Source organism: Actinoplanes sp. NBRC 101535, assembly GCF_030269225.1.
Taxonomy (GTDB): Bacteria; Actinomycetota; Actinomycetes; order Mycobacteriales; family Micromonosporaceae; genus Actinoplanes; species Actinoplanes rectilineatus.
The window spans coordinates 43,190-69,155 of sequence record NZ_BSSY01000009.1; the positions used below are offsets into that span (position 1 = coordinate 43,190).

Sequence of the window (25,966 nt, forward strand, 5' to 3'; positions counted from 1 at the left end):
CCACCAGGGCAGGTCCTACCAGCCGGTAAACCCGCGTAGTGCAGGTGATTAGTCACACATTGCAATGAAGCCCGCCGTCTGAGACAGCGGGCTTCATCGATTTTGAAGCGGGAAACGACCTACCGGTCAGAACGGGGTCAAGGTGATCCCGGCCTTGCGCGGGTCACCGTCGTGGACCAGCGACTCCTGGTTCTGCACGTCGTCGAAGGCGAAGGCGTATGCCTTGCCGTCGACCATGTTGTCGTGGATCGACTTCGCGTAGGTGTTGGCCGGCGAGCCGGTGTAGAAGTCCGCCGCGGTGCCACTCGGCTGGGTGTCCAGCTCGCCCAGCGTGGTCCGCCACAGGGCGGCGCACAGGGTCCGGGCGATCGGGCCGACCACCTGGTCGTTCGGGGCGCCGAGCGCGCCGTCGCAGCCCCACACGTTGGCGGTGGACGGCTTGGTGAAGGAGGCGACCGTCTTGCCGGTGGAGTCGGTGAAGCTCATGACGTCCCCGGCGGTCTTCCCGGTGTACCTGAGGTTCGGCTGGTCGGTGAAGGGGACCACGGTCAGGCTCTTCGAGGTGTACGCGTTCCAGGCGCTGGTGATGTACCCGTCCAGGTAGGTCGGGCTCATCAGGCCGGCGTCCGCGGCCTTGCCCGGGGCGAGCACCCGCAGCACCGTGCCGTCGGCCGCGGTGACCACGCTCTTGGCGAAGTCGGCGTCGCCCTTGACCGCGTTGATCACCTTCTGGCGGCCGCCGTCGACGAGCTCACCGGTCTTGCTGGTGGTGCCGGAGCCGCCGGTGACGCTGACGACGTGCGGGACCGCGAACTGGTCGACCTGCGAGCTGTTCAGCCACAGGCCGGAGTCGTTGAGGGTGAACTCGCTCCAGTCGAACAGGATGTCGTGGTTCGGGTCCGAGGAGTTCCACGGCGCGGGCTGCACCAGACCGTCGGTGGTGAGCCGGAAGTCGAGCTTCTCACCGAACGAGAAGTAGACGCGGCCGGACAGGTTCTTCGGCACGTTGATCGTCTTGGCCTCGCCGTTCGCCGGGCCGCTGATCGCCACGTCCGGCGCGGGCACCGGGGTGGAGGCGCCGCCGCTCCAGGCGGTGAACCCGCCGGCGGCGTCGACGTAGCCGAGCTTGCCGGTGGTCAGGTTCGTGCCCAGCACGTAGACGAAGACCTGCCCGCTGCGACCGGACCTGTTGGTGAAGGTCACCGGCAGCGTGTTCGCGGCCGGCGGCACATCGGTGTCCGCCTCGGTGGTCTTCGTGCTCGTGGCGCTCGGCTTCGGCGCGGAGGTGGCCGGAGCCGCCGTGGTGGCCTCGACGGTCGGCGCGGTGGTGGCCGGCCGGGTGGTCGCGGCGACGGAGGCCGGCGCGGAGGTCGGGACGATCGCCTCACCGCCGCACGGGGCGCCGTTCAACTTGCAGTTGATCGGTTGCCCGCCCGAGCCGACGAACCCGAAAGTGACCGCTGAACCCACCGGGAGAGAACCGTTCCAGGACCGGTTCGTGAAAGTCAGGTGGGAACCGGACAATGCCATGTCGGCTTCCCAGAAGCTACCGATCTTCGCACCGGCGGGCAGGTCGAACTCGACCTTCCAGGAGTCGAGCGACGACGCTCCGGTGTTGCTGATCGTGACCTCGTCCTGCCAGCCGGTGCCCCAGTTCGAGACGGTCTTCAGGCTGGCCGTCGGGGCGGCCGCCGAAGCGGGAAGGGCGATCCAGGCGGTGGCGACCGCGGCGGCGGTGGCCGTCGCAGCGAGAATCAGACTTCTTTTACGGCGCATGGGGGTGCGGCCTTTCCGATGGGATCGGTCCGGGACGCCGACCATCATGAAATGCCGCGACGCGTTTTCGCGCGCTGTTTAACGTTGCTTTAAGGAAGTCGCAGGCCGACGATTTTCCGGCCGCGTGGATAACACTTTTCCGGGCCGTGACCTGAGTCACGGCCCGGTCGAGTCTCAACTCCGGCTGAAGCGGATCGCGCTCCAGGAGACCCGCGGAAGGGTCACCGTGGCGATGCCGTCGGTGATCGTAGCGCCGGTGAGCTCCCGCAGTCCCACCCGCTCCGGGTCGTCCCTCGTGTTGCCCGCGTAGACGTCGTCGTCGGTCATCAGCCAGGACCCGGCCACCGACAGACCGCCGCCGAAGGCGCTCAGGTCGACGGTCAGCTCGGCCGGCTGCCCCTGGTCCCGGTTGACCACGAAGAGCACGACGTCCCCGGTCGCCGCGTCATGGGTGGCCACCGCGTCCACCACGTCCGCCTCACCGAAGCGCTTGGTGGCGTACGTCGGCGTCTGCACCCGGGTCTGCAGCACGTCGCCCTTGGCCAGGGCCGCGGTCCGGGCGAACGGGAAGAAGATGGTCTGCCGCCAGGCCGGGCCGCCGGGCTCGGTCATGATCGGGGCGATCACGTTGACGAGCTGCGCCTGGCAGGCCGCGGTGACCCGGTCGCTGTGCCGCAGCAGCGAGATCAGCAGGTTGCCGACCACCACCGCGTCCGCGACGTTGTACTGGTCCTCGATCACCCGCGGGGCGACGTCCCAGCTCTCCGGGACCGGCGCGTCGTTGAACCGGGACTGGTACCAGACGTTCCACTCGTCGAACGACAGGTTGATCTTCTTCTTGCTCTTCAACTTCGCGCCGACCGCGTCCGCGGTGGCCACGATGCTGTTCACGAAGTAGTCCATGTCGACCGCGCTGGCAAGGAACGAGCCCAGGTCGCCGTCGAACTCCTGGTAGTACGCGTGCAGCGACACGTAGTCGACCACCTCGTACGCGTGCTCCAGAACCGTGGACTCCCAGGCGCCGAAGAGCGGCATCGCGGAGTTGGAGCTGCCGCACGCGACCAGTTCCAGATCCTGCTCCGCCGACCGCAACGCCCGCGCGGTCGCGGCGGCCAGCAGGCCGTACTCCTCGGGGGTCTTGTGCCCGGTCTGCCACGGACCGTCCAGCTCGTTGCCGAGACACCACATCTTGATGCCGTGCGGCTTCTCCGCGCCGTTGGCCCGGCGCTGCTCGGAGAGGTGGGTGCCCTCCGGGTGGTTGACGTACTCGTGCACGTCGAGCGCCTCCTGCACACCACGGGTGCCGAGGTTGACCGCGTACATGATCTCGACGTCCGCCTTGGCGGCCCAGGTGGCGAACTCGTCGATGCCGACCTCGTTCGTCTCGATGCTGTGCCAGGCCAGGTCACGCCGCCGCGGACGGTCCTCGCGGGGGCCGACGCCGTCCTCCCAGCGGTAGCCGGAGACGAAGTTGCCGCCCGGGTAGCGGACCACGGTGACGCCCAGCTCGCGGGCGAGCGCCAGCACGTCGGTCCGGAAGCCGTCCTCGTCGGCGAGAGGGTGGCCCGGCTCGTAGATCCCGGTGTAGACGCACCGTCCCATGTGCTCGACGAACGAGCCGAAGGTACGCCGGCTGACCGGCGCCACCACCGAGGAGGGATGCAGCGAGACACGTGCTTGGAGCATGTTCGTCCTTTGTTCTCTCACTTGACGGCGCCGACGGTCAGGCCACTGCGCCAGTGGCGCTGAAGCAGCAGGAACGCGGCGATCAGGGGCACGATCGCCACCAGCGATCCGGCGACGATCACGTTGAACAGAGCGGGCCCACCACCGCCGAGGGTCGCCGTCATGAACCAGGTCCGCAGACCCACGGTGAGCGGGTACAGGCTGCTGTCACTGAGCATCACCAGCGGCAGGAAGAAGTTGTTCCAGGACGCGACCATGGTGAACAGCAGGACCGTCACCAGGGCCGGGCGCATCGCCGGCAGGGCCACGCTGCGGAACACCCGGAACTCGCCGGCCCCGTCGATCCGGGCCGCCTCGAGCATCTCGTCCGGCACCGAGTCGTGGACGTACACCCGCAACAGGTAGACGCCGAACGGGTTGAGCAGCGACGGCAGGATCACCGCCCAGATCGTGTCGACCATCCCGGCCTGCGACATCAGCAGGTACGTGGGCAGTACCAGGGCGGTGGCCGGCACCATGATCAGCCCGAGGAGCAGGGCGAACAGGGCGTTCCGGCCGGGGAACCGCAGCTTGGCGAAGGCGTACCCGGCCAGGGCCGACACCACGGTCGCGCCGAGACCGCTGACCACCGCGTAGAACGCCGAATTGCGCAGCCAGGTCAGGTAGATGCCGTTCTCCTGGCTGAACAGCAGTCGCAGGTTCTCCACCAGGTGCACGTCGGAGAACCAGAGCGGCGCCGAACCGAACAGGCCGTCGTTGTCCTTGGTCGCGGCCACCAGCAGCCACCAGAACGGCAGCAGGAAGTAGATCGCCATCACGCCCATCAGCAGATGACTCGCGATGGAGCCCTTCTTCTCGGTCATCGCAGGGCGCTCCGCTTCCTCGTGGCGAACAGGAAGATGTACGACCCGACGAACACCACCGCACCGAGCAGGAACGAGATCGCGGCCGAGTAGTTGTACTGCTGGAACGAGAACGCCTGGTGGAACGCGTACAGGTTCGGGGTGTAGTGCTCGGTGATCGCGCCCGGGTTGAGCGGCCGCAGGATCAGCGGCTCGGTGAAGAACTGCAGCGTCCCCATGATGGTGAACAGGGTGGCCAGCACCAGCGCGGACGAGATCATCGGCGTCTTGATCCGGAGCGCGATCTGCGTGCCGGTGGCGCCGTCGAGCCTGGCCGACTCGTAGACCTCCTTCGGCAGGCCCTGCAACGCCGCGTACAGGACGATCATGTTGTAGCCGGCCCACTGCCAGGTGACGATGTTGCCGAGCGAGGCCAGCACCACACCGCTGGAGAGGAAGTCGATCCCCAGGCCCCGGAACGGGCCGGTGCTGCCGCTGTAGAGGAAGCCCCACATCAGCGTGCCGATCACCACCGGCACGGCGTACGGCACGAAGGCGGCGAGCCGGAAGAACCGGGAGAACCGGGAGGTCGCCCCGTCGATGAGCAGCGCCGCCAGCAGCGCGATGCCGATCATCACCGGGGTCTGCACCAGGCCGAACAGCAGCACCCGGACGACGCCCTGGCGGACCAGCGGGTCCTCGAAGGCCTGCTTGTAGTTGTCCAGGAAGGCGAAGACCTCGCCCTCGATCAGGGTGGAACGGTAGAGGCTGAGCTTCAGCGCGTACGCCATCGGCAACAGCAGGAACGCGACCAGCAGCACCGCGAACGGCAGCACGAACAGCCATCCGACGGCACCCTGCTTGGCCCGTTCCCGCCGGCGGGAGCCGCCGGCCGGGCCGGATGGGGGACCCGCGACCGCCGGGACGGCGGTCGCGGGCGCGGAGCGGACCTCGGTCATTACTTGACCGTGAAGCCCTGCTGGGTGGCGTACGTGGAGACGTTGGTCTGGACCGTGTCCAGCGCCTGAGTCCACGCCGTCTTCTGTTCGATCGCCTGGCCGACCGTGGTGGTCAGCTGGTTGAAGTTGTAGCTGTTGAACGGGCTCCAGGCGAACTCGGTGATCCCGTTGTAGGCCGGCACGAACACCTCGTTGACCTTCTGGCCGCCGAAGAACTCGTACTCCTTCTTGACGAAGGCGTCCGACTCCAGGATCGGCGTGGCGGTCGGGAAGAGGTACGCCTCGTCGATGCCGATCTTCCAGGCGTCGGTGTTCGTCGCCCCGAAGATCTCCATGGCGACCTTGGCGGCCTGTTCCGGGTGCTTCGTCTGGTCGGTCACCGCGAACGACGAGCCGCCCCAGTCGCCCTGCGCGTCGGCGCCCTCGGTCCACTGCGGCAGCGGCGCGGCCCGCCACTTGCCGGAGGTGGTCTTGGCGACGCTCTGCAGGTAGCCCGGGCCCCAGCCGGCGGCCAGGTAGGTCACGTACTTACCGGTGGCCAGGCCGTTGTAGAAGTCGGTGGTGCCGTAGGCGACGGTGTCGCTCAGGCCGTTCTTGACCAGGTCGTCCCAGTACCCGAAGACGTTCTTGGCCTCGGCCGAGTTGGCCGCGATCCCGATGCTCGACGGGTCGGCGATGTCGTACGTGTACGGCTTCGCCCCCGCCTGCCACAGCAGGCCGGTCATGAACCCGCCGTCGTTGGCGCCGAAGTCGGTGATGTAGCTCTTGCCGCCCGAGGCGGTCTTCAGCTTCTCCGCCTGCGCTCTGTAGTCCGCCCAGGTCTTCGGCACGGTCAGGCCGTACTGCTTGAAGAGGTCCTCGCGGTAGAGCATCGCCATCGGGCCCGCGTCGACCGGGATGGCGTAGACCGAGTCGCCGGTGCTGACCTGCTTCCACGCCCAGTCGACGTAGCTGCTCTTCACGTCGTTGGCGCCGTACTTGCCCAGGTCGACCAGGTGCTTGGTGAGCTGGAAGGTGGGAATCTCCTGGAACTCGAGCATCGCCACGTCGGGCGCGCCCTTGCCGGCCTTCAGCGCGGTCTGCAGCTTGGTGTACTGGTCCTGGCCGGCACCGGCGTTGGTCCACTCGATCTTGATGTCGGTGTGCGTCTTGTTGAAGTCGTCGACGACGCCCTGGAACGCCGGGTACCACGCCCAGACCTTGATCGTGACGGGGCCGTCCTCGGCCCCCGCGTCGGACGAACCGCCGCTGCAGGCGGCGAGTGCGAGCGCACTGACCGCCGCGACCACCGCTCGTCCTAGACTGAAGTTCCTGACATTCATGGGTCCTCACCGGGGTTTCGCGAATCTGAGTGTCCGGGTCATGCGTGTCGGGGAGCCGGCCTGCGGTGCTGGCACACTTCAGGTCGGCGGACAAGCCCCTTCACCAGGTCTTATTCACAGCGTTGGCGGTTGTTGCTACGATTTTGCAGCGCTGCAAAGACAGCATGCACGGACGTGAGTACGTCGGCAAGGGGTAACCTGCCGGAAACTTGGCGTAGGCGGGATGCCGCAAAGGGGGGCACATTGCGCCGCGAGGTGACTCTTCGTGACGTGGCGGAGCTGGCTGGGGTGTCCAGTCGCACCGTCTCCAACGTGGTCAACGGCTACGCGAAAGTGACCGACCGGACCCGGGAACGGGTCCAGCGGGCGGTCGAGGAACTCGGGTACCGGCCCAACGTCCTGGCCCGCAACCTGGCCCAGGGCAAGTCCGGCCAGATCGCCCTGGTAGTGCCCTATCTGGACACTCCCTACTTCTCCGAGCTGCTGCAGAGCGTGCTGCGCGCCGCACGGGCCGCCGGATACACCGTCCTGATCGACCAGACCGACGGCGACCCCGAACACGAGCGCGCGTTCATCGCGCACGGCTCCCGCCGGCTGCTCTTCGACGGCGTCATCTTCAGCCCACTCGGCCTCGACCAGATGGCCCTGGCCGACCGTGACCCGTCGTTACCCCTGGTCATCCTCGGTGAGCGCAGCAGCGACGGAACTTTCGACCACGTCGGCATCGACGACGTCGCCGCCTCCCGCCAGGCCACCGACCACCTGCTCGGCCTCGGCCGCCGGCGCGTCGCCGCCATAGGCGACCAGCCGTACGCCACCGGCGAGGCCGCCCAACTGCGCACGCGCGGATTCCGCGAGGCCCACGAGGCGCGCGGCCAGGCCGTCCACGAAGACCTCGTCATCGGTACGCCACGCTTCAACCGTCCCGACGGCGCCCACGCCATGGCCCGCCTCCTGGATCTCGAGGAGCCCCCGGACGCGGTGTTCTGCTACAGCGACCTGGTGGCCCTCGGCGCCATCCACACGATCGTCTCGCGGGGCCTGCGCGTCCCCGAGGACATCGCGGTGATCGGCTACGACGACATCGAGGAGGGCGCGTTCTCCAATCCGACGGTCAGCACCGTCTCGCCGGACAAGGAGTGGATCGCGGCCACCGCGGTGGAACGCCTGCTGCTGCGGATCACCAGTCCCACCCCGCCACCCGGCCTGGAACTGAGGGCCCCGCACCGGCTGATCATTCGGGAGAGTTCGGCCCGCTGAGCCCGGCCCGCTCGTCCCGGTCCGCCCACTCCAGCAGAGTTTCCAGCGAGAATTCCTGATCGTCGATATCGGCGTGCAGGTCACCCAGCTCGGCGTACCGCGCCGGAACGGTCCGGATGGTCAGCTCCATCGGCTCCACGTCCGCGATCTCGTCCCAGCGCACCGGCGTGGAGACCGTCGCGGCCGGGACACCCCGCACCGAGTACGCGCTGGCGATCGTGTGATCACGGGCGTTCTGGTTGTAGTCCACGAACAGCGAACCCGGGTCCCGGTCCTTGCGCCACCAGGTGGTCGTCACGTCGTCCGGGGCACGGCGCTCCACCTCACGGGCGAAGGCGAGGGCGGCGCGGCGTACCTCGGCGAAGCCCCACCGTGGCGCGATGCGCACGTAGACGTGCAGGCCCCGCCCACCGGAGGTCTTCGGGTAGCCGGTGATGCCCAGTTCGTCGAGCACCTCGTGGACCACCCCGGCCACCCGCCGCACGGTGCCGAACGGGCAGTCCGGCATCGGGTCGAGGTCGATGCGCCACTCGTCCGGCCGCTCGACGTCGGCCCGCCGCGAGTTCCACGGATGGAACTCCACGGTGGACATCTGCACCGCCCAGATCACGTCGGCCGGCTTGGTCACGCACACCTCGTCGGCGTGCCTGTTGTACCGGGGGAACGTCACCCGGACCGTCTCCAGCCAGGGCGGGGCGCCGTTCGGCACCCGCTTCTGATGCACCTTCTCCCCGGCCAGTCCGTCCGGGAAGCGGTGCAGCATGCAGGGACGCTCGCGCAGCGCCCGGACGATGCCGTCGCCCACCGCGAGGTAGTAGCGCACCAGGTCGAGCTTGGTCGCCCCGAGCTCCGGGAAGTAGACCCGGTCCGGGTTCGAGACCCGGACCTCGAGGTCGCCGACTTCGATGACGGTGGCTTTACCGGCCATGTGTCTGAAACTAGCCCAGCCAGGCCTCGTTCAGGTCGAGAAACAGGGTGTCCCCGGAATCCAGCAGGTCCAGCAGCGGGCCGATCCGGGGCAGCTCGTGCGCGACGAAGTAGTGCGCGGTCAGGCGCTTGCCCTGGTAGAAGTCACCCTCCCGGTCACCGCTGGCGACCAGCTGCTCCAGCCACATCCAGGCGATCACCAGATGTCCGGCGGCATCGAGGTACGCCGAAGCGTTCGCCAGCGCCGGCCCCGCGTCGCCGGCCGCCCACAGCATCGCCGTGGTCCGCGCCAGCCGGTCGCAGGCCCGGTGCACCGGGTCGGCCAGGTCCTTCGGCGCCCGGTCGGCGGTCGCCCGGATCCGGTCGAGCAGCAGCTCCAGCCCGGCGCCGCCGCGCATCGTCACCTTGCGGCCGAGCAGGTCCAGCGCCTGGATGCCGTCGGTGCCCTCGTGGATCGAGTTGAGGCGGTTGTCCCGGTAGAACTGCTCGACCGGGTACTCGCGGGTGTAGCCGTACCCGCCGTGGATCTGGATGGCGTGGTCGTCGGCCAGCCGGCACCACTGTGACGGCCACGCCTTGACGATCGGGGTCAGCACGTCGAGGAGCAGGTCGTTCTCCTCCGACGGCTGGTCGAGGAGCCGGGCGGCGTACAGGACCAGGGCCAGCCCGCCCTCGACGTAGGACTTGGAGGCGACGAGCATCCGGCGGACGTCCGGGTGCCTGATGATCGGCACCGGTGGGGCGGCCGGGTCCTTGCCGGTGACCGGGCGGCCCTGCTCCCGCTCCTTGGCGTAGGCGAGCGCGTGCAGGTAACCGGTGTAGCCGAGGGCCACCGCGCCGGCACCGACACCGATCCGGGCCTCGTTCATCATGTGGAACATGTACTGCAGGCCCCGGCCCGCCTCCCCCACCAGGTGACCGGTGGCGTCGTCGAACGCCAGCACCGCGTTGGTGGTGCCGCGGAACCCCATCTTGTGGTTGAGCCCGGCCAGCGTGACACCGTTGCGCTCACCGGTCTCCGGGATCAGCTTGGGGACGATGAACAGCGAGAGCCCCTTGACCCCGGCCGGCGCTCCGGCCACCCGGGCCAGGACCAGGTGCACGATGTTCTCGCTCAGCTCGTGGTCCCCCGCGGAGATCCACATCTTGCCGCCGGTGATCCGGTGGGTCCCGTCGCCGGCCGGCGTCGCCCTCGTGGTGACGTCACTGAGCGAGGAACCCGCCTGCGGCTCGGACAGGCACATCGTCCCGGTGTAGCGGCCCTCGATCATCGGCTGGACGAACCGGCGGATCTGCTCCGCGCTGCCGTACTTCACCAGCAGGTGGGCGTTCGCCGAGGTCAGCATCGGGTACGCCGAGGTGGCGGTGTTGGCCGCCTGGAACCAGAGGAAACAGGCCCGCTGCACCACGTGCGGCAGCTGCAGTCCACCGTGCTCGGCGTCCATGGTGGCGGCGATCAGGCCGGACTCGGCGAACACCCGCAACGCCCGGGCCACCTCCGGGATGGTCTCCACCTTGTCACCGTCGAAGGTCGGCTCGCGCAGGTCGGCGGTCCGGTTATGGGGTGCGAAGTCCCGTTCGGCGATGCGTTGCGACACGTCGAGGAATGCATCGAACGTCTCCCGGGAATGGTCGGCGAACCGCTCGTGCGAGGTCAGCGCCTCCACGTCGAGCCATTCGTAGAGGAGGAACTCGAGATCGCGCCGGGAGAGAACCTTGGACACCTCGGCCATCACCATGCACCCAGTGTGCACTAACTTTCGCCCTCCACTAGGGGCAGTGACCGAGGGAAACCAGGGGGAAACGGGGCGGCGTCCACTGGCACCGAACCCGGATGATGGAGGGGACACGTAGCGGGGCGACGTCGTCACCCCGGGTACGCGCGAACGGAGCACCGCATGCGCAGACAGGTGATGGCGCCACCCGAAGGATGGCTCGCACCACTCCACGCCCGGATCCCCCGGCCCCGCACCCCCGTCACCACGCAGGCCCCGGCACCCCGCCGCCCTCCCATCATGTCGAGCAGACCCAGCATCACCGGCGTCGGCCTCGCCGTCGTCTTCTACTGCCTCTCCTTCACCCCCTCCCTGCTGCCCCGGGTCTGGTTCCTGCAAGGCGTCGTCGCCGGGGTCACCGCCGCGATGGGCTACGCCCTCGGCACCGGCGTCGGCGCGCTGATCCGGCTGCGCCGCCCCTTCGGCGCGCGGACCGTCCGGATCGCCTGGCGCGTCCTCGCCGCGGCCACCCCGCTGCTGGTCGTGGTCTTCCTCGCCCTCGGCACCCGCTGGCAGAGCGCGCTGCGGCTACGGCTCGGCATGCCACCCACCGAGGAGTACGACCTGGTCCGCACCGTCGGGATCAGCCTGCTCACCTTCGGGCTGCTGCTGCTGATCGCCCGCGCCCTGCGTCTCGCCACCCACGGCTGCGCGCGGCTCTTCCGGCGGATCGTCCCGAACGCCGCGGCCTACTGCGCGGGCACCCTCGTGGTCGCCCTGCTCAGCTACGGCACCCTCGACAACGTGCTGGTCGCGAACCTGTTCTCGATGGCCGACCGGTCCGCCGCGATCACCAACAACGGCACCGGCACCGGCGTACTGATGCCGGCCTCCGCCCTGCGCTCGGGCAGCGCACCCTCCCTGGTCCCGTGGGACAGCCTGGGACGGCAGGGCCGGGCGTTCGTCGCCGGCGCCCCCACCCCGGAACAACTCGGCGAGTTCGCCGGGCGCCCGGCGACCGAGCCGATCCGCCTCTACGCCGGCCTCACCTCCGCCGACACCGTCGAGGACCGCGCCGACCTGGTGGTCCGCGAGATGGACCGGACCGGCGCGTTCGACCGGGCCGTCGTCGCGGTCTTCACCCCCACCGGCACCGGCTGGGTGGACGGCAAGGTCACCAGTTCCCTGGAGTACATGTACGCCGGGGACACCGCGCTGGTGTCCATGCAGTACTCGTACCTGCCGAGCTGGGCGGCGTTCCTCGGCGCGGACCGTTCCGAGGTGGTGACCGCGGCCTCCGCCCTGATCACGGCGGTGCAGCGACGCTGGGACGCGCTGTCCGAGGACACCCGGCCCACGCTGCTGCTCTTCGGGGAGAGCCTGGGGACGTACGGGCTGGAGAAGACCTACCGCACCGCGGACCGCCTGATCGCCGGCGCCGACGGCGTGCTGCTCGAAGGCCCGACGTTCGCGAACCCGATCCACCGCTCGCTGACCGAGAGCCGCGCCGAGGGCAGCCCGGTGTGGAACCCGGTGCTGCCGGACCTGCCCGTCGCGTTCGCCGAGAACGCCGCCAGCCTGCGCGAACTCACCGGCGAACGCCCCAAGCTGGTCTACCTGCAGAACGCCACCGACCCGGTGGTCTGGTGGAGCTGGGACCTGCTGTGGAAGAAGCCGCAGTGGCTGACCGGCGAACGCGGGCCGGACGTCACCCCGGACATGCACTGGTACCCGGTCGTCACCTTCTGGCAGACCACCTGCGACCTGATATTCGCCAACAAGGTGCCGACCGGCCACGGCCACGTCTACAAGTCCGAGACGGTCGACGCCTGGGCCGCGCTGGCCCCGCCTCCAGGCTGGACCGTCGTCGACACCCTCCGCCTACGAGCCCTCCTCGACTCCTGACGTCATTCTCACGACGACGACAATTAGACAAGCCGACACCGCCCGCCGGCTGTTGGCCGCTCCGCCGGTGCCCGAGGCGGCGACGGGTCCACCGGCCGCCTTGCCGGAGAGCGCGGACACCGCCCGGGGACCCGCTGCCGGCGGGTGAGGGCGGGAGTGCTTCAGCGCGTACCCCGATCAGCGCCTGAGCCACGGCTGCAGCAGGCGGGTCACTCTCGGCAACACCAGGTACGTCATGATCGGGGTCAGGATCAGGGTGCTGATCACGGTGCGGAGCACGGTGTTCAGGCTGGTCAGGTGCGGCATCAGCAGGAACGCGGAGAGCAGGCTGACCGGGAAGAAGCCGAGCCAGATGGTGACCGCCTGCTTCCAGCGCGGTGGCGCGGCCGGCACCGGTGCGCCCGGCTCGTCCACCTCGCGTTCGCGGGGCGGGTCGAACCAGCCCTCGATGCCGGTGCGCCGCTCGACCCGGGTGTGTTCGACGAAGCCCTCGGCCGACGACAGCCACCACTGGCGCTGGCTGGACTCCTCCCAGTTGCGCAGCGCCTCGGCGTCGGCGAACCGGTAGAGCATGTGCCATTCGGCCGAGCCGACCTCGGGGCGGACCCAGCCGGTGCCGAGGAAGCCGGGGAAGGTCTCGGCCAGGGAGGTGCCGGCGCGGACCCAGGCGGCCATCTCCGCGGTACGTCCGGGGTCGGCGCGCCGAGTGATGGCTACGGTGACGGCGAGCTGCGGCGGGGACTCCATGTCCCACATTGTGGTATCGCCACGTTGCCGCTGTATTGCGGTCGGCGAATCCGTGCCGTGTCACACACCTGCCGAGGCGGGTAAGTTCGGCCAGCATGACAATGCAGCGAAAGTTGTCGATAACCGCGCTCGCGCTCGCCCTGGTCGGCGGCCTCGGCTTCACCGGCGGGCCGGAACCGTCCTGGCAGCTCACCGACACCGGCTCGACCGCCCGGTTCCGGGGGCTCGCCGCCGTCGACGGCCGGGTCGCCTGGGTGGCCGGCAGCGCCGGAACGATCCTGCGCACGACCGACGCCGGCCGGCACTGGACCTCCACCGGGCCGGCCGACGCGGCGGCCCTCCAATTCCGTGACATCGAGGCCTTCGACGCGCGGACCGCGGTGGCGCTGACCATCGGCAACGGCGCCGACTCGCGGCTCTACCGCACCGCCGACGGCGGGCGCGCCTGGACCGAGGTGTTCCGCAACGACGATCCGGCCGCTTTCTACGACTGTGTCGCGTTCGGCGACAAGCGGCACGGTCTGGCGCTGTCCGACCCGGTCGACGGGCGCTTCCGGATCCTCGCCACCGGCGACGGCGGCCGCTCCTGGACGGTCCTGCCCTCCACCGGGATGCCGGACGCGCTGCCCGGCGAGTTCGCCTTCGCGGCCGGCGGCACCTGCCTGGTCGCCTCCGGCCGGCACGCCTGGTTCGCGACCGGCGGTGACGCCACCGCCCGGGTCTTCGCCTCGCACGACTTCGGGCGAACCTGGTCGGTCACCGACTCACCGATCCCGAGCGGACCCAGCGCCGGCATCTACGCCCTGGCCTTCCGTGACGAGCGCACCGGCCTGGCGGTCGGCGGCGACTACGCCGTCCCGGACTCGGCCCCGGACGGCTCGGCGGTCAGCCGCGACGGCGGGCGCACCTGGACGGTCTCCCGCACGGTTCCTGGCGCCTACCGTTCCGGCGTGGCCTGGACCGGACGCGGCCGGACCGCCCTCGCGGTCGGCCCCACCGGCAGCGACATCACCCACGACGGCGGCGTCACGTGGCGCCGCTTCGACACGGGCAGTTTCGACGCGGTCGCTTGCGCGTCCGGCGCCTGCTGGGCCTCCGGCCAGGACGGCCGCGTCGCCCTTCTACGGGGTACGCACTGAAGCACTCCCACCCTCACCCCGCCGGCAGCGGGTCCCTGGGCCGCGTCCGCGCTCTCCGGCGGGGCGGCCGGTGGACCCGCTGCCGCCTTCGGGCACCGGCGGAGCGGCCAGGTCCAGTGAGCGAGGCCGTCGACGAACGCGCAACACGCTGTTGCGGGTCCGGCGGAGGCGTCGCACGGCGATCCGGAAAGCAACGACACGGGTCCGGCTGTTGCTCACGGCTGTCGCGGCAGGGACAGCCGTGAGCAACAGTCACGAGCGGTCAGGCGTTGAGGTAGGCGAGGACGGCCAGGACGCGCCGGTGGTCGTCGTCGGACGGGGGCAGCGCCAACTTGGTGAAGATGCCGTTGATGTGCTTGCTGACCGCTTTGTCGCCGATGAAGAGTTTCTGGGCGATCGCACCGTTCGAGCGTCCCTCCGCCATCAGGCCCAGCACCTCGCGTTCGCGGACGGTCAGCGCGGCCAGCGGCGGCTGACGGCGGGCGAGCAGCTGGGACACCACCTCGGGGTCCATCGCCGTGCCACCTGAGGCGACCCGGCGGACCGCGTCGACGAACTGGGTCACGTTCGCGATGCGGTCCTTGAGGAGGTAGCCGACGCCGCCGTTGCGGTCGGTCAGCAGTTCGCGGGCGTACAGCGGTTCGACGTGCTGGGAGAGGACGAGCACCGGGAGGCCGGGCACCTCGACGCGGGCCGCGATCGCCGCCTGCAGGCCCTCGTCGGTGAAGGTGGGCGGCAGGCGTACGTCCACCACCGCCACGTCCGGCCGGTGCTCCACCAGTGCCGGCAGCAGGGACGGTCCGTTGTCGACCGCAGCCACCACCTCGAACCCGTACGCCTCGAGCAGTCGGATCAGGCCGTCCCGGAGGAGGGCGAGGTCCTCGGCGATGACAACGCGCACGGCAGCTCCATGGTCACGACGGTCGGTCCGCCCGGCGGGCTGGACAGGCTCATCGTGCCATCGAAGGCGGCGAGACGGCGTTCGATGCCTCGCAGCCCGGTGCCGCCGGCCGGGTCGGCTCCGCCGAGGCCGTCGTCGCCGACCCGCATCACCAGCGACTCCCCGGTGTGCCACAGCTCCACCCAGGCGTGCCGGGCGAAGCTGTGCCGGGTCAGGTTGGCCAGCGCCTCGGCGACCGCGAAGTAGCCGGCCGACTCGACGGGGGTCTCCAGCCGGGCGGGCAGCGCCGCGGTCACCTCGGTCGGCACCGGCAGGGCCAGGGCGAGCGCCCGGACCGCGCCTTCCAGCCCGCGTTCGGCGAGCACCGGCGGGTGGATGCCGCGGACCAGGTGGCGCAGCTCGACCAGGGCCGCGGTGCTGGCCTCGCGGGCTTCGGCGAGCAGTTTGCGGGCGCCGGCCGGATCGTCCTCGACCATGTCCTCGGCCATCCCGATGGTCATGCCGAGGGAGACCAGCCTGGCCTGGGCGCCGTCGTGCAGGTCGCGTTCGATCCGGCGCAGTTCGGCGGCCTGCGCATCGACCGTGTCGGCCCGGGTCTCGGTGAGCCGGCTGACCCGCAGGCGCAGCTCGGCGTTGCGGGTCGGGGCGAGCAGCAGCCGGTCGGCGTGGGCGCCGGCCTGCATCAGGTGGGGTGCCGCGGCGATGCCGATGATCAGGATCAGGGTGCCCTGCGGCAGGGAGAGGAAGCCGTCGCCGACGGTCTGGATCGGCCAGATGGCGCCGTAGCCGCTCCAGACGCCGCCCAGCCACGTCCATAGTGGGATCAGCAGGATGCCCTCCACCCCGTAGATCGGGACGGCCAGGGAGAGTACGCCGAGGGTGAACCCGGCCACCGCGCCGGGCAGGAGCCAGGCCAGGTCGCGCCAGGTCGCCGGGTCGGTGAGCAGCCAGCGCAGGCGGCGGGGACCGCCGATCCGGGCCGGGGCGGGCAGCGCACGGTACGGCGTGGCGATCGGCACGCCGTACCGTGCGCTGAGCCGGCGCGCCAGTCCGGTGCGGGCCCGCACCAAACGGGTGACCAGGGGGAAGAGCAGCATCCCGAGACCGGGCACGAGCACCAGGGCGAGGGAGACGACGGAGAGCACGAGGAGCGGGAGGTTGAGCACCGCCAGCGGGATGGCGAGTGCACCCCCGGCCAGGGCCCGGACGCCGTCGCGGATCCAGTCACGCGAGTCCATGTCCTCATCCTGGGCCCCGGGCACCACCGGTGTCGGTAGTGCCAGCCCTACTCCCCACCGGGGTGTCAGCCTCCTATGCACGAGGGAGTGGATACTCCTGACCAAATGCCATCGCGCCGGTTAGCTGTGCGTATGACGATGACAGCCGAGACCAGGACCGGCGGCGGAAGTGACTTCGCCGAACTCAACCGACGCATCAACGCGGCCGGCCTGCTACGACGGCGGCCGGCCTACTACGCCGTACGCCTGAGCCTGGTGACCCTCGCCCTGGCCGGCGGGTGGGCCGCCTTCTTCCTGATCGGCGACTCCTGGTGGACGATCGCCGTGGCCGTGTTCCTCGGGGTGCTCTTCGCGCAGGTCGGGCTGGTCGCCCACGACCTGGCGCACCGGCAGGTGTTCCGGACCAACAAGCCGAGCGCCCGGGCCGGCCTGATCTTCGGCAACGTGGCGATCGGGATGTCCTACGGGTACTGGATGGAGAAGCACACCAAGCACCACGCCAATCCCAACCACGACGATCTGGATCCGGATGTCAGCCCGGAGGTGCTGGTCTGGAACGCCGAGGACGCCCGGGGCCGGGGTTTCGTGGTCCGCCATCAGGCCTGGTTCTTCTTCCCGCTGCTCTCCCTGCTGGGCCTGTCACTGCGCAAGGACAGCATCAACTGGCTGATCCGGGAGCGCGGCAAGCGGCGCGGCCTGGAGTCGGTGCTGGTGTCGGCGCACATCCTGGGGTATCTCGCCGCTCTGGTGCTGGTCCTGTCCCCGCTGCAGGCGCTGGTGTTCTTCGTGGTGCACCAGGGTCTCTTCGGGGTGTACCTGGGGATGACGTTCGCGCCGAACCACAAGGGCATGCCGCACCCGGACGGCTCCGAGGACTTCCTCCGCAAGCAGGTCCTGACCTCGCGCAACGTCCGCGGCGGCTGGCTGGTCGACACGGCGCTGGGCGGGCTGAACTACCAGATCGAGCATCACCTGTTCCCGGCGATGCCGACGCCGAACCTGCGCAAGGCCCAGCCGCTGGTGCAGCGTTACTGCGAGGAGATCGGTGTCTCGTACGAGTTGACCGGTCTGATCGATTCGTACCGGCAGGCGCTGCGGCACCTGCACGACGTCGGTGCGGAGTTGCGGCAGGCGAAGCGGGCGTAGACCGGAATGGGCCCGATGGCCGGAAGTTCCGGCGGTCGGGCCACCCGGGCGAAGATATCGGTCCAGCCACGGCCGCCGAGCGCACCTGGGCCGTCCCGTACGCCTCGGGATAGAGTCCTCACAGGGAACGGCCCACCCCCGGTGGATCATCACGGATCGATGTCTCGCACTCACAGGACGCAACGGTTTCGTCACCACGACGCGAAACGGACGTCACTGCAGGTAGCGGGCTTAGGTGAACCGGCGGGGTACTTAGCATTTTCATAGGATGAAGGTCTAAAGTGCCGCGCGTGAAGGTGACCTTGCAGGAGATCCGGGAGCGGACCTACAAGCCGGTCGACGCGTGGTGGACCGTGCTTCTGGTCGACCCGTTGGCGTCTCGACTGGTGCGTCAGGTGGCGCCGTACCGATGGATAACGCCCAATGTTCTGACTCTGATCGCGACCATTCTCGGCACCGGAGCGGCGGTCAGTTTCGCCATCGGTGACCGTTGGTGGCTGGTCGCCGGCGGCATTCTGTTCCACCTCAGCTTCGTCGTCGACTGCATGGACGGCAAGATCGCCCGGCTGAACGGCACCGGGACGATCTTCGGCCAATGGCTCGACTTCGTCCTCGACCGGGTCCGGGTCTTCTTCATCGCCCTGGCGCTCTTCGGCGGGCAGTATGCGAAGACCGGTAACGACACCTACCTCTGGGTGATGGCGATCGCCATCTTCCTGGACCTGTTCCGTTACCTGAACAGCGCCCAGATGCAGAAGGTCCGCAAGGTCATGCGCGACCAGCTGGACGCGCTGAAGCCGCCGGTGACCACCCAGCCGACACCCGCCGCCGAGATGGGCGAGCCGGCCGACGAGATGCCCGAGGAGGACACCGCGTCGCAGCCCCGGCCGACCACCGGCAAGCCGTCGCTCAAGCGCCGGATCGGCAGCTTCCTGCGGGCCCGCCGGATCCGCACCCACCTGATCAGTGGCATCGAATACGAGATGACCGTCTTCATCATCGCGCCGGTCACCGGATTCATCATCCCGGTCACCATCCTGGCCGGCGCCGGTCTGCTCGCCTTCGAGCTGTTCCTGATCTACAAGCTCCTCAAGGCCTGCCGCGCCTACCCGGCGAAGCTCGCCGCCGCCGAGGAGAAGTGGGCGGCCTACCAGGCCGAGCAGGACGACCAGGCCGGCCACACCGACTCGGCCGGTCGCGTTCCGACAACGGTCTGACCCTTCCTTCCACCACGCGACCAGTGGCACCCCGGGGCGAACGCTCCGGGGTGCCACTGTTTGTGCCCCCGGTTCCTTCCGATCCCGGGCGCCCGGTGCCGAACAGACGGTCGTCGACCCTGGGAGGCGCCATGACCGTCCGCCAGCCGCAGGACCACCACCGCACACCGCTCGCCGGCCGGGTCCGGCTCCCCGCCCGGGCACCGGCCCCGGACTCCGCCTTCGCCCTCGCCTCGCGGGCGGCCCTCATCCCCCTCACCGTGCGCCTGCGCCTGCTGAGTGCCTGGTCCGGGCGGGTTCTCGTGGGGTACGCGGTGAGCATGTGGGACTGCTCCCCCGCCACGACGCGGCCGGCCCCGGAACAGCGGACCACCGACGAGGCCGGCTGGGTACGGTTCGCCGGCGTCTTCCCGGAGGCGTACCCGGGACACTGGCCGCACCTGCACGTCGAGATCCGCCCGGCGCCCGGCTCCGCGCCGGAGCACACCGCCGAACTCGCACTTCCGGGTGACGCCTGCACCCAGGCGTACGGGTGGGCCCACGGGCGCCTCGACGACGTCAGCCTGGCCACCGACACCTGCTTCACCAGCGGCTGGCCCCTGGAGATCGCGTCGGTGACCGGCGACCCGGTCCGTGGACTGGTCGCCACCCGTACCGTGGGCCTCCGACCCGGCGGGTGAGATCCACTCCACCGGCACCGACTAGATTTGCGCGATGCCGCGCCGCCGCCTCCTCTATCTGCTCGCCGTTGTGGCCATGCTGGGACAGATGGCGTTCGCCATGGTCACCACCGCCATGCAGCAGACGCCGACCATCGACGAACCGGTCTACGTGGCGACCGCCGAGGTGTACCGGCAGCAGCACAGCCTGCGTTACAACCCGGAGCACCCGCCGCTCGGCAAGCTGATCATCGCGGCCGGGACGGCGTTCGCGGACCCGAAGCTCGACTCCGGGTACACCGGCAACCAGACCCGGCTCGGCCGTCATCTGCTGTACGAGAGCGGCAACAACCCGTTCCAGCTGCTGCTCTACGCCCGGCTGCCGATCATCCTGCTGACCCTGGTGTTCGGGCTGGTGGTGCTGGCGTTCGCCCGGGACCTGGCCGGGCCGGCCGGCGGGCTGCTGGCGCTGGCGCTGTACTCCTTCTCGCCCGATGTGATCGCCCACGGGTCGCTGGCGACGCTCGACGTTCCGGCCGCCGGGATGCTGCTCACCGCCTTCTGGCTGACGTGGCGCGCCCGGACGACGATGATGCCCTACCTACCTCTGGCCGGGGCGGCACTGGGCGCGGCGCTGGCGACCCGGATGAGCGTGCTTCCGGCCGTACCCCTGCTGGTTGTTCTCGCGGCCTGGTCCGCCTGGCATGCGCAACGTCCGCTCATGGCGCAGCCCACCCCGGAGCCCGAACCGGAACCCGCCTCGGAGCCCGAGCCCGAACCTGAGGCGGAGCCCGAGCCGGACGCGGAGCCCGAGCCCGACGCGAAGCCCGAACCTGAGGCGGAGCCCGAGCCGAAACCGAAGGGCGTCATCCCGCTGGGGTGGCGGATCGGCGTCAGCGTCGCCGCGACGACCGCCCTCGGGCTGATCGCCATCGCGGTCGTGTGGATCTCCTACCTGCTCGTCGACCGCCGGATGTACTGGGCCAGCCCGGTCGGCCTGCCGAACCCGGACGACCTGGGGCTGCGCGGGCTCGCCGTGGAGTGGCTGCCGTTCCCGCAGGCCTACAAGGACGGGATGCTCACCCAGTTCAAGTTCGAGGACAAGACGTACACCGGCTTCCTGCTCGGCGAGTCCTACAAGGGCTCCCCCTGGTACTACATGCCGGTCGCGATCCTGATCAAGACGCCGCTGGGGATGCTGGCGCTCTGGGCGGCCGGCATGATCACGATGCTGGTGATCCCCCGGCTGCGCGCCGCCCTGCTCTACCTGGTGCCGGTCTCCGCCGTGCTGCTGCTCGTCACGATGACCGGCTCCCGCAACTTCGGCACCCGGTACGTCATCTTCCTGCCGATGTTCCTGACCGTCGCGGCCGGCACCGTCGTGCTGATCCGGTGGCGCTGGGCGAAGATCGTGGCCGGCCTGCTCGCCCTCGCGGTGGCGGTCAGCTCGATGCTCACCTTCCCCTACTACCTGCCCTACTCCAACGAGGCGTTCGGCGGCACCGCGAACACCCACAACAACCTGCACGACGCCAACGTCGACTGGGGTCAGGACCTTGCCCGGCTCGCCCAGAAGCTGAAGGCCGACTACCCCGACGAACAGGTGTGGCTGGTCTACAAGGGCAGTGGCGTGCCCCGCTACTACGGGATCGACTACCGGGATCCGTACACCGTACGGCCCGAGGAGATCCACGGTCTGCTCGTCGTCTCCGACTCCCGGGTCGCCACCGTCACCCCCCGGCTGAAGCTGATGCTCGACGGCGCCACCCCGATCGACCAGGTCGGATACTCGATAACCATCTACCGGCGCTGATACTTTGCAGGGGTGCACTACGACGTCGTGATCGTGGGCAGCGGATTCGGCGGCAGTGTCAGCGCTCTACGGCTGGCCGAGAAGGGCTACCGGGTCGGCGTGCTCGAGGCCGGTCGCCGGTTCACCCCGGCGACGCTGCCGCGCAGCTCCTGGGACCTGCGGAACTTCCTGTGGGCGCCGCGGCTGGGCCTGCGCGGCATCCAGCGGATCACCCTGCTCAAGGACATCGTGGTGCTCTCCGCCGCCGGGGTCGGCGGCGGCTCCCTGGTGTACGCGAACACCCTCTACCGTCCGCCGGCCGCGTTCTTCGACGATCCGCGCTGGTCCGGGATCACCGACTGGGCCGGTGAACTGGACCGGCACTACGACCAGGCGTCCCGGATGCTCGGCGTCACCGACCAGCCCGCCACCACGCCCGCCGACCGCGCGATCCGGCAGGTCGCGCAGGACATGGGCGTCGGGCACACGTTCCGGCACACGCCGGTCGGCGTCTTCTTCGGCGAACCGGGACGGACCGTGCCCGACCCGTACTTCGGGGGCGCCGGCCCGGACCGGACCGGGTGCACCCAGTGCGGCGACTGCATGATCGGCTGCCGGGTCGGCGCGAAGAACCGGCTCGACGTCAACTACCTGCACCTGGCCGAGCGGGCCGGGGCGGTCGTCCACCCGGACACCGAGGTCACCGCCCTGCGGCCGGACGGCGACGGCTGGCGGGTGGAGACCCGGACCGGGCAGGTCCACACCGCCGGGCAGGTCGTCCTGGCCGCCGGGGCGCTCGGCACCCAGCGCCTGCTGCACGCGATGCGCGACACCGGGGTGCTGCCCGCCCTCTCCCCCCGCCTGGGCATGCTGACCCGGACCAACTCCGAGGCACTGCTCGGCGCGGCCACCAGGGACGTGCCCGCCGAACCGTTCTCCCGCGGCGTCGCGATCACCTCGTCGTTCCACCCGGACGAACGGACCCACATCGAACCGGTCCGCTACGGCCCCGGCAGCAACGCCATGGGCCTGCTGTCGACGATCCTGGTGGACGGCGGCGGGCGTGTCCCGCGACCGCTGCGCTTCCTCGGCCAGGCCCTGCGCCACCCGGTGGTCCTGGCGCACTCGCTGTCGGTGCGCCGCTGGAGCGAACGGACCATCATCGCCCTGGTCATGCAGACCGCGGACAATTCCCTGACGGTACGGCGGACCCGGCGCGGACGGCTCACCACCGGCCCCGGACACGGTGACCCGAACCCGCGCTGGATCCCCGTCGGCCACGAGGCGGTGCGGCGGCTCGCCGACCGGATCGGCGGCTACCCCGGTGGCACGGTCGGCGACGTCTTCGACATCCCGATGACCGCGCACATCCTGGGCGGCGCCACGATCGGGGAGTCGGCGGAGTCCGGGGTGGTGGACGCCTACCACCGGGTCTTCGGTCATCCGGGCCTGCATGTGGTGGACGGTTCGGCGGTTCCGGCGAACCTGGGTGTCAACCCGTCGCTGACGATCACCGCGCTGGCCGAGCGGGCGATCTCCCTCTGGCCCGTGCACGGTGACCCGGATCCGCGGCCGCCGCTCGGGGCGGCGTACCGCCGGGTCGCGCCGGTCCCGCCCCGATCGCCGGTCGTGCCGGCGCACGCACCGGCGGCCTTGCGGTTCCCCTTTTGAAGATCCACATGCCTCGATCGGTCGACATCGCCTTCGGCACGCCCTAGCGTCCCCAGTCATGACACTCCACGATTCCGCCCCTCTCGCCGGACGGGTCGCACTGGTCACCGGCGGTTCGCGGGGCATCGGCACGGCGATCGTCCGGCGTCTGGCGGCCGACGGGGCCCGGGTGGTGTTCACCTACCGGGAGAGTTCGCAGGCGGCCGCCGAGCTGGCCGCCGAGATCGGCGACGGGGTGGCGGTGCGCTGCGACCAGGCCGACCTCGGCACTCTGCCGGCGATGTTCGATCCGGTACGCGACAGCGGCCTGGACATCCTGGTCCTCAACGCCGCCGTCGCGGACCGGACACCGATCGGTGAGCTGACCACGGACCACTACGAGCGGGTGATGACGATCAACGCGACGTTCCCGCTGTTCGCCATCCGGGAGGCGATCCCGCTGCTCCGTGACGGCGGACGCATCGTCACCGTCTCCAGCCTCAACACCGTGGTGGCCGCTCCGGGGCTGGCGCTCTACTGCGGGAGCAAGGGCGCCCTGGAGCAGTTCACCAGGGTGGCCTCCCGCGAGCTCGGGCCGCGCGGGATCACCGTCAACACGGTGTCCTCCGGGGCGACCGACACCGACATGCTGCGCGCCACCAACCCACCCGAGCTGCTGGCGGTCACCTCGTCCGTCACCGCGCTGGGCCGTCTCGGCACCCCGGCTGACATCGCCGCCGTCGTCGCGTTCCTCTGCTCCCCCGACGGGGCCTGGCTGACCGGCCAGAACCTCCGGGCCACCGGCGGCCTCTTCATGTGACCGGCTTTTGAGGAGCGCAACCGCGCACGCAGGTCGCCCGGTGGCTCTCGCGGGTTGGACGCGTAGCGGCCAGCGGGAGTCGCCGGGCCCTCGGCGGGAGCGACGGTCGGTACCCACCACCCCGCTACGACATCGATCTTCCGATTTTGATCCTCCGTGCCCTACAGGACGAAGGCGTCCGTCCAGAGCTGCCGTGACCGCCCGGACAGCGCCTCCATCAGGCCGATCGCCTGGCTGTCGGTGAGGCCGGCGACGAAGTCGATGACGGCCCGGCCACGCGCGCGCTCCAGCCGGTCCGGGATCTCGGCGGAAAGCTCGGCCTCGGCGAGTTCGACCAGGTCACGCAGACGGCGGGGCAGTCGCTGCTCCTCGTCGGGGTCGGTGAGCCAGGCCAGCAGCGCCTCCACCAGCGAGGCCAGCAGACGGGCCTGCCCGCGCTGATGCAGCGCCAGATCGGGACGTTCCAGGACGAAGCGATTCTGTACGAACTTGAGGATCTGCACCTCGTGCCACTGCGCCCGGGACAGCTGCACGTGACCGCTTCTGATCGCAGGCTGACCGGTTGCCTCGATCGAGTCGACCAGACGGCGGGTCCACGTGGCGGAGAAGGCGGCGACCCGGGCCTCGGCCTCGATGGAACCGTCGAACGGCCGGGCCAGCAGACCGTCGACCAACTCGGCACGGACCAGCTCGACGGCGTCCGCGAAAGCGTCGTCGTCGGCGATCCAGGCGTCCTTGCGGTGCAGCTGGCGGCGCAGCGACTCGATCGCGCCACCGGACCGGGTCAGGTCGGTCTCGGCGCCCCAGCGCTGCCAGGCCATCAGCTCGGTGGCGACCGCACCCTGCTGCAGGACGCCGACGCGGTGCACGTCCTCGAGGTCGTGGATGGCGTAGGCGATGTCGTCGGCGGTGTCCATCACCGAGGCCTCGACGGTCTGCTGCCAGTCGGCGACCCGGCCGGTGAACGGGGCCCGCGCGGCACGCATGTCGCCGACCTCGGTGGAATAGGCCCCGAACTTCAGCGAACCGCCGTCCGGGTCGTCGGGGACCACCGCCGCACCCCGGGGCGCCGGATCCATGAATCGCGGGTGCGGGTCCGGGTGGGTGCGCCGGGTCCACGGGTATTTCAGGATCGCGGCGCGGACCGCGTTCGTCAGGTTGAGACCGGCGGTCGCCTGGCCGCCGATCTCGGTGCTGGTGACGATCCGGTACGACTGGGCGTTGCCCTCGAACCCGTCACGCAGGTTGAGGCGGTGCCGGGCCAGCCGGTCCAGCACGCGTTCGCCCAGGTGGCCGAAGGGCGGGTGGCCCAGATCGTGGGCGAGGGCCGCCGCCTCCACCACGTCCGGGTCGCAGCCGCCCAACTTCTCGGCCAGGTCGGGCTCAGCGGCCCGGACGCGTTCGGCGATGGCCCGGCCCACCTGCGCCACCTTGAGGCTGTGGGTGAGCCGGTTGTGCACCAGCAGGCCGGCGCCGCCCGGGCTGATCACCTGGGTGACGCCGGCCAGCCGGGCCAGGAACGGTGAACTGACGATCCGGTCCCGGTCGACGCGGAACGGGCTGGCGGCCAGGTCGCCGGGGGCGACCAGGGTGTCGCCGAACAGGCGCTGGGCACGGGGATCGTCCATCCCCGGAAATCTACCTGGACTGCAGGGCGTCCAACGCGACGGCCATCGCCACCACCAGGCGACGGTCGAGGTACTGGTCGTGGATGCTGACCTCGTAGCGGTCCCGCAAACCCCACTTGCGGACCACCGAGAACGCCGGGCGGCCGGCGATGGTGAAGTCGAAATGGTACGGCAACCAGGAGAGGTAGTCGACGAAGCGGCGCAGGACGGCCACCCACATGTTGCGTTCCTGCCCGGTGATCTCGCCGTAGCCGGGCTGTTCGACGATCCAGGTGGACCGGAGCAGCGACGCCGCGAAATTCTTGCGGAACAGGCCGATCGGCTGGCCGGCCGGGTCGGTCACGTCGTACGTGGCGCCGAGGTCGATCACCTGGCGGGCTTTGAACCCGAGCAGCGGGTACTGCTTGGTGTCGTCGGTGTAGAGGGTCACCTGTTCCTTGAACGCCAAGCGCTTCTGCTGGGCGAAGGCGAGGACACCGGCCTCCTGGCCGTCCGGGGTCACCCCGTGTACCTCGTACTGATTGACCATGAAACGTATGCGTTGCCGCACTATGAGGCGGTGCTGTGCCTGAAGGACGTCGAGGGTCACGGCCGCAGTGTGTCATACCGGCAGGTTGCTGAGGGCAGGCTGAGGAGG

General features: G+C 70.1%; 21 protein-coding genes. 9 read left to right on the forward strand and 12 right to left on the reverse strand.

What is annotated here, in order from left to right; all coding sequences use genetic code 11:
* Positions 1–126 precede the first annotated feature (126 nt).
* From QSK32_RS24575 to QSK32_RS24595, 5 genes are all read right to left on the reverse strand, one after another.
* Positions 127–1,776 (reverse strand): beta-1,3-glucanase family protein, encoded by a 1,650-nt coding sequence (locus QSK32_RS24575; protein WP_285473307.1) that lies wholly within the window; start codon positions 1,774–1,776, stop codon positions 127–129.
* A gap of 174 nt (positions 1,777–1,950) precedes the next feature.
* Complete coding sequence (gene arfA / locus QSK32_RS24580; protein WP_045743019.1) at positions 1,951–3,462, reverse strand: arabinosylfuranosidase ArfA; 1,512 nt, start codon at positions 3,460–3,462, stop codon at positions 1,951–1,953.
* A gap of 17 nt (positions 3,463–3,479) precedes the next feature.
* On the reverse strand, positions 3,480–4,325 hold the full coding sequence (locus QSK32_RS24585) for a carbohydrate ABC transporter permease (protein WP_045743020.1): 846 nt from the start codon (positions 4,323–4,325) through the stop codon (positions 3,480–3,482).
* Positions 4,322–5,263: a carbohydrate ABC transporter permease gene (locus QSK32_RS24590; protein ID WP_045743021.1), complete on the reverse strand. Its 942-nt coding sequence runs from the start codon at positions 5,261–5,263 to the stop codon at positions 4,322–4,324. Before QSK32_RS24590 ends, QSK32_RS24585 begins: the two co-directional genes overlap by 4 nt.
* Positions 5,263–6,552 carry an ABC transporter substrate-binding protein gene (locus QSK32_RS24595; RefSeq protein ID WP_052720520.1) on the reverse strand — a complete coding sequence of 430 codons (1,290 nt, stop codon included), beginning with the start codon at positions 6,550–6,552 and terminating at the stop codon, positions 5,263–5,265. The genes QSK32_RS24590 and QSK32_RS24595 overlap by 1 nt, the downstream gene beginning before the upstream one ends.
* A 303-nt stretch (positions 6,553–6,855) precedes the next feature.
* Here QSK32_RS24595 and QSK32_RS24600 point away from each other — a divergent pair, with 303 nt between their 5' ends.
* A complete protein-coding gene (locus QSK32_RS24600; RefSeq protein ID WP_245673985.1) occupies positions 6,856–7,845 on the forward strand; it encodes a LacI family DNA-binding transcriptional regulator in 990 nt (329 codons plus the stop codon).
* Here QSK32_RS24600 and ligD read toward each other — a convergent pair.
* Positions 7,820–8,773 carry a non-homologous end-joining DNA ligase gene (gene ligD, locus QSK32_RS24605; RefSeq protein ID WP_285473308.1) on the reverse strand — a complete coding sequence of 318 codons (954 nt, stop codon included), beginning with the start codon at positions 8,771–8,773 and terminating at the stop codon, positions 7,820–7,822. The genes QSK32_RS24600 and ligD overlap by 26 nt on opposite strands.
* A 10-nt stretch (positions 8,774–8,783) precedes the next feature.
* Positions 8,784–10,505: an acyl-CoA dehydrogenase gene (locus QSK32_RS24610; RefSeq protein ID WP_502872555.1), complete on the reverse strand. Its 1,722-nt coding sequence runs from the start codon at positions 10,503–10,505 to the stop codon at positions 8,784–8,786.
* 282 nt (positions 10,506–10,787) lie between these two features.
* Between QSK32_RS24610 and QSK32_RS24615 the strand changes: the two genes are divergently transcribed.
* Positions 10,788–12,392 (forward strand): alpha/beta hydrolase, encoded by a 1,605-nt coding sequence (locus QSK32_RS24615; RefSeq protein WP_045743025.1) that lies wholly within the window; start codon positions 10,788–10,790, stop codon positions 12,390–12,392.
* A gap of 177 nt (positions 12,393–12,569) precedes the next feature.
* On the opposite strand, the gene QSK32_RS24620 is transcribed toward QSK32_RS24615, so the two are convergent.
* Positions 12,570–13,139, reverse strand: a complete 570-nt coding sequence (locus tag QSK32_RS24620; RefSeq protein ID WP_285473310.1) for an antibiotic biosynthesis monooxygenase — start codon at positions 13,137–13,139, stop codon at positions 12,570–12,572.
* Between the two features lie 95 nt (positions 13,140–13,234).
* Between QSK32_RS24620 and QSK32_RS24625 the strand changes: the two genes are divergently transcribed.
* Positions 13,235–14,278 (forward strand): WD40/YVTN/BNR-like repeat-containing protein, encoded by a 1,044-nt coding sequence (locus QSK32_RS24625; RefSeq protein WP_285473311.1) that lies wholly within the window; start codon positions 13,235–13,237, stop codon positions 14,276–14,278.
* Between the two features lie 262 nt (positions 14,279–14,540).
* Here QSK32_RS24625 and QSK32_RS24630 read toward each other — a convergent pair whose 3' ends face one another.
* Positions 14,541–15,179 (reverse strand): response regulator transcription factor, encoded by a 639-nt coding sequence (locus QSK32_RS24630; protein ID WP_045743027.1) that lies wholly within the window; start codon positions 15,177–15,179, stop codon positions 14,541–14,543.
* The gene (locus QSK32_RS24635) at positions 15,131–16,417 is read right to left on the reverse strand and encodes a sensor histidine kinase (protein ID WP_285473312.1); all 1,287 of its coding nucleotides are present in this window, start codon (positions 16,415–16,417) and stop codon (positions 15,131–15,133) included. Before QSK32_RS24635 ends, QSK32_RS24630 begins: the two co-directional genes overlap by 49 nt.
* A 132-nt stretch (positions 16,418–16,549) precedes the next feature.
* Between QSK32_RS24635 and QSK32_RS24640 the strand changes: the two genes are divergently transcribed.
* The 6 genes from QSK32_RS24640 to QSK32_RS24665 all read left to right on the forward strand — a co-directional run bounded on the left by QSK32_RS24640 (position 16,550) and on the right by QSK32_RS24665 (position 23,701).
* On the forward strand, positions 16,550–17,563 hold the full coding sequence (locus tag QSK32_RS24640; RefSeq protein ID WP_157411069.1) for a fatty acid desaturase family protein: 1,014 nt from the start codon (positions 16,550–16,552) through the stop codon (positions 17,561–17,563).
* Positions 17,564–17,853: 290 nt separating this feature from the next.
* Positions 17,854–18,780, forward strand: coding sequence for a CDP-alcohol phosphatidyltransferase family protein (locus QSK32_RS24645; RefSeq protein WP_063775523.1), 927 nt, complete (start codon positions 17,854–17,856; stop codon positions 18,778–18,780).
* 131 nt (positions 18,781–18,911) lie between these two features.
* The gene (locus tag QSK32_RS24650) at positions 18,912–19,460 is read left to right on the forward strand and encodes a peptidase associated/transthyretin-like domain-containing protein (RefSeq protein WP_052720522.1); all 549 of its coding nucleotides are present in this window, start codon (positions 18,912–18,914) and stop codon (positions 19,458–19,460) included.
* A gap of 34 nt (positions 19,461–19,494) precedes the next feature.
* On the forward strand, positions 19,495–21,252 hold the full coding sequence (locus QSK32_RS24655) for a phospholipid carrier-dependent glycosyltransferase (RefSeq protein WP_285473313.1): 1,758 nt from the start codon (positions 19,495–19,497) through the stop codon (positions 21,250–21,252).
* Positions 21,253–21,264: 12 nt separating this feature from the next.
* Complete coding sequence (locus QSK32_RS24660; protein ID WP_285473314.1) at positions 21,265–22,902, forward strand: FAD-dependent oxidoreductase; 1,638 nt, start codon at positions 21,265–21,267, stop codon at positions 22,900–22,902.
* Between the two features lie 58 nt (positions 22,903–22,960).
* Entirely contained in the window at positions 22,961–23,701 is a 741-nt protein-coding gene (locus QSK32_RS24665; RefSeq protein ID WP_285473315.1) for an SDR family NAD(P)-dependent oxidoreductase, read from the forward strand.
* 161 nt (positions 23,702–23,862) lie between these two features.
* Here the strand turns inward: QSK32_RS24665 and QSK32_RS24670 are convergent, their stop codons facing one another.
* Both QSK32_RS24670 and QSK32_RS24675 read right to left on the reverse strand, forming a co-directional pair.
* The gene (locus QSK32_RS24670; protein WP_045743032.1) at positions 23,863–25,329 is read right to left on the reverse strand and encodes a deoxyguanosinetriphosphate triphosphohydrolase family protein; all 1,467 of its coding nucleotides are present in this window, start codon (positions 25,327–25,329) and stop codon (positions 23,863–23,865) included.
* A gap of 10 nt (positions 25,330–25,339) precedes the next feature.
* Positions 25,340–25,858, reverse strand: coding sequence for an LURP-one-related family protein (locus tag QSK32_RS24675; protein ID WP_425394649.1), 519 nt, complete (start codon positions 25,856–25,858; stop codon positions 25,340–25,342).
* Positions 25,859–25,966: the final 108 nt, after the last annotated feature.

Bases quoted from the DNA above. Each gene is read 5' to 3' on its own strand.
- QSK32_RS24575 (WP_285473307.1), bottom strand. From the start codon at position 1,776: ATGCGCCGTAAAAGAAGTCTGATTCTCGCTGCGACGGCCACCGCCGCC.
- arfA (WP_045743019.1), bottom strand. From the start codon at position 3,462: ATGCTCCAAGCACGTGTCTCGCTGCATCCCTCCTCGGTGGTGGCGCCG.
- QSK32_RS24585 (WP_045743020.1), bottom strand. From the start codon at position 4,325: ATGACCGAGAAGAAGGGCTCCATCGCGAGTCATCTGCTGATGGGCGTG.
- QSK32_RS24590 (WP_045743021.1), bottom strand. From the start codon at position 5,263: ATGACCGAGGTCCGCTCCGCGCCCGCGACCGCCGTCCCGGCGGTCGCG.
- ligD (WP_285473308.1), bottom strand. From the start codon at position 8,773: ATGGCCGGTAAAGCCACCGTCATCGAAGTCGGCGACCTCGAGGTCCGG.
- QSK32_RS24610 (WP_502872555.1), bottom strand. From the start codon at position 10,505: ATGGCCGAGGTGTCCAAGGTTCTCTCCCGGCGCGATCTCGAGTTCCTC.
- QSK32_RS24615 (WP_045743025.1), top strand. From the start codon at position 10,788: ATGTCGAGCAGACCCAGCATCACCGGCGTCGGCCTCGCCGTCGTCTTC.
- QSK32_RS24620 (WP_285473310.1), bottom strand. From the start codon at position 13,139: ATGGAGTCCCCGCCGCAGCTCGCCGTCACCGTAGCCATCACTCGGCGC.
- QSK32_RS24625 (WP_285473311.1), top strand. From the start codon at position 13,235: ATGACAATGCAGCGAAAGTTGTCGATAACCGCGCTCGCGCTCGCCCTG.
- QSK32_RS24635 (WP_285473312.1), bottom strand. From the start codon at position 16,417: ATGGACTCGCGTGACTGGATCCGCGACGGCGTCCGGGCCCTGGCCGGG.
- QSK32_RS24640 (WP_157411069.1), top strand. From the start codon at position 16,550: ATGACGATGACAGCCGAGACCAGGACCGGCGGCGGAAGTGACTTCGCC.
- QSK32_RS24650 (WP_052720522.1), top strand. From the start codon at position 18,912: ATGACCGTCCGCCAGCCGCAGGACCACCACCGCACACCGCTCGCCGGC.
- QSK32_RS24655 (WP_285473313.1), top strand. From the start codon at position 19,495: ATGCCGCGCCGCCGCCTCCTCTATCTGCTCGCCGTTGTGGCCATGCTG.
- QSK32_RS24665 (WP_285473315.1), top strand. From the start codon at position 22,961: ATGACACTCCACGATTCCGCCCCTCTCGCCGGACGGGTCGCACTGGTC.
- QSK32_RS24670 (WP_045743032.1), bottom strand. From the start codon at position 25,329: ATGGACGATCCCCGTGCCCAGCGCCTGTTCGGCGACACCCTGGTCGCC.
- QSK32_RS24675 (WP_425394649.1), bottom strand. From the start codon at position 25,858: ATGGTCAATCAGTACGAGGTACACGGGGTGACCCCGGACGGCCAGGAG.